The 2,223-nt window shown below is 28.9% G+C and carries 1 protein-coding gene and 2 pseudogenes; all 3 read left to right on the forward strand.

Annotated features, from left to right (window positions below; all coding sequences use genetic code 11):
- Positions 1–629: 629 nt before the first annotated feature.
- The gene (locus AJ884_RS09920; protein ID WP_070274907.1) at positions 630–956 is read left to right on the forward strand and encodes a hypothetical protein; all 327 of its coding nucleotides are present in this window, start codon (positions 630–632) and stop codon (positions 954–956) included.
- Between the two features lie 274 nt (positions 957–1,230).
- Positions 1,231–1,290 (forward strand): annotated as a pseudogene (locus AJ884_RS10100) (lipase family protein); the annotation flags it as partial.
- 264 nt (positions 1,291–1,554) lie between these two features.
- Positions 1,555–2,223: pseudogene (locus AJ884_RS10105) on the forward strand (hypothetical protein); the annotation flags it as partial.

Here is a 2,223-nt window from a genome sequence, read left to right on the forward strand (position 1 = left end):
AAACCACAAAATTACATCTTAATTTTAATAAAATAGAGAATCTAAGGAGATAACCCATGACATATATATTACTTCTTATTATAATTTCTACTATTCTTTCTTATCTTATATTAAAATTTATTTATAAAATCATCTTTAAATCTACAAAAAGCGTTTCAAAGTTTTTAGTCTTTCTTGGAAGTATAGGCTTAATTATCTTTTATTATACTCCTTATTCTTATTATTTAGAGCCTAGTTATTGGCAATTTAGGAATATGTGTAAGTTAAATGAACTTCCTAAAGTATAATAAGATTCTAGGGTATTTTGGATTAAGTTTGGATACATTAGATTGGGAGGAGCTGAATAGAAGAGCTTATAAAATAAGTAAAGAATAGCAATTCTATTTGCAAAATTTTAGAGAATATGCAACATATATAGGAGAAATAAAAAAGACTAGATATGATATAATGGCTATTCTGTATAGCAATAAAAAACTTATCTCTAAAGATAACATTACATCAATAATTTTACTTGATACTTGGAATACAAGACGTTACAATTTAGAGTAAGAATCTGTGGCTAGTTATAATATTGAGTGGATAGAGATAGAAGAATATTGCAGTTTGTACTTCAATACAAAGGAGCAAAAATGGACAATAAAGGATTAATCACTAAATTACGAGACAATGCAGAACTTCCTTGGGCAGCCTATGGATATTTTCATTTAGCTAATGAAAGTTATAAGCCAGAGGAAAATGGTAAGGATTGGAAAAGATTAAAATATTTTAGAGATATTAAAGAAGATACAACCCAATCTGTATTCCCCACCCTAATTGATATTCTCAACATAGAATACAAATATTTTAAAGATGAAAAAACAGGAAAGCTAAAAATGGCTTCTTTGATGATGAGTTATTTAGTGGCGACTTCTCCCCACTCCAAGCTAAACAATTCTTTTCTCGCTATGATTTATTAAAACATTGTCCTAATGCAAATTCAGGTTTTTCTGCTACTTTATTTGGAGAAAAAAGAAAACAAATTGATAGTAAAACAAAAGAAGAAGGCTATACCAGTGAATATGGCTATATCAATTATATTTTAGCCATTAGAGGAACAGAAATGGATTTGTTTGTAGCTGATGCTTCTTTAACCATAGGCTCTATACCTAAAGCCCAATATGATGATATGCTAAACTTTTATGAAACTTGTATTAAGATTATCCACAAATCAAAGAAAAAGATTCTCTTACTATTACAGGACACTCTCTTGGAGGCTGTCTAGCACAACTCTTTGCTTTAAGTATCTGTGATGATAGGAATAGAAACAATATCAAAGCTTTATATACTTGTAATGCACCTGGAGCTAGAAAGATAGCACCTCCTTATGATTATATAGTAAAACTCTTTATATTTCACAGCAAAGAACAACAAGAAAGATTTATAAAAGAAGAAATAGAAAATATAGCAAATAGAGCAAGAGATTTAGGCAAAGATAATATTTTCTTAGAAAGTAAGATACGAGAGATATTACACAAGATAATCCAAGAAAAACAAAGTCAATACTATGGGATAACAATGAGTCTTTCTACTCATACAACAATGATGACACTTGATATTAATGCCATTCCTATCTTAGCAGATATTGCACCATATTATAGACAACTTGCTTATAATTATTGGCAACATTTTAAAGAAGATAGGAGAACACCTCAAAATTTTGAACTTAAAGGAGATGAAAGATATATATACAAACTCTCAATTCAAGATTCTATCTTTCATTGTGAATCAAGTAATAATGAATATAAAAATGAATGGTATATCGGCTCTCCTATATCAAAACTAGGGATTAAGCTAGGATTACATCAAGACAATCAATATAGCGATACAACACTGCTTCATACAATCAATACAAGCTCTGGAGTAACAGGGGAGCACTCCATTATCCCCCTTACCCAAACTCTCTATTTTTATTCCTATCTTTTAGAATTAGATGCTAACTATAACAAAGTCAAAGATAAAAGCCTTAGTGAGTGTATAGAGTATCTTAATCATTTTATGAAAAATATTCAAATTTATACAGAAACTTTTGTGTTAAAAAATAATGCTATTAATAATAAAAATTTCGCTCTTAAAAATGGACCTCTTGGACTTTTTAGAAGTTCTCCAGAAAAAATCAATCATTTTGAATATTTTCTTTCATTAATAGCCACCATAATGCAAGAAACAAATGGTATTTTAGAAGAG

Source organism: Campylobacter sp. BCW_6463 (assembly GCF_001762785.1).
Lineage (GTDB): Bacteria > Campylobacterota > Campylobacteria > Campylobacterales > Campylobacteraceae > Campylobacter_D > Campylobacter_D jejuni.

Bases quoted from the DNA above. Each gene is read 5' to 3' on its own strand.
- AJ884_RS09920 (WP_070274907.1), top strand. From the start codon at position 630: ATGGACAATAAAGGATTAATCACTAAATTACGAGACAATGCAGAACTT.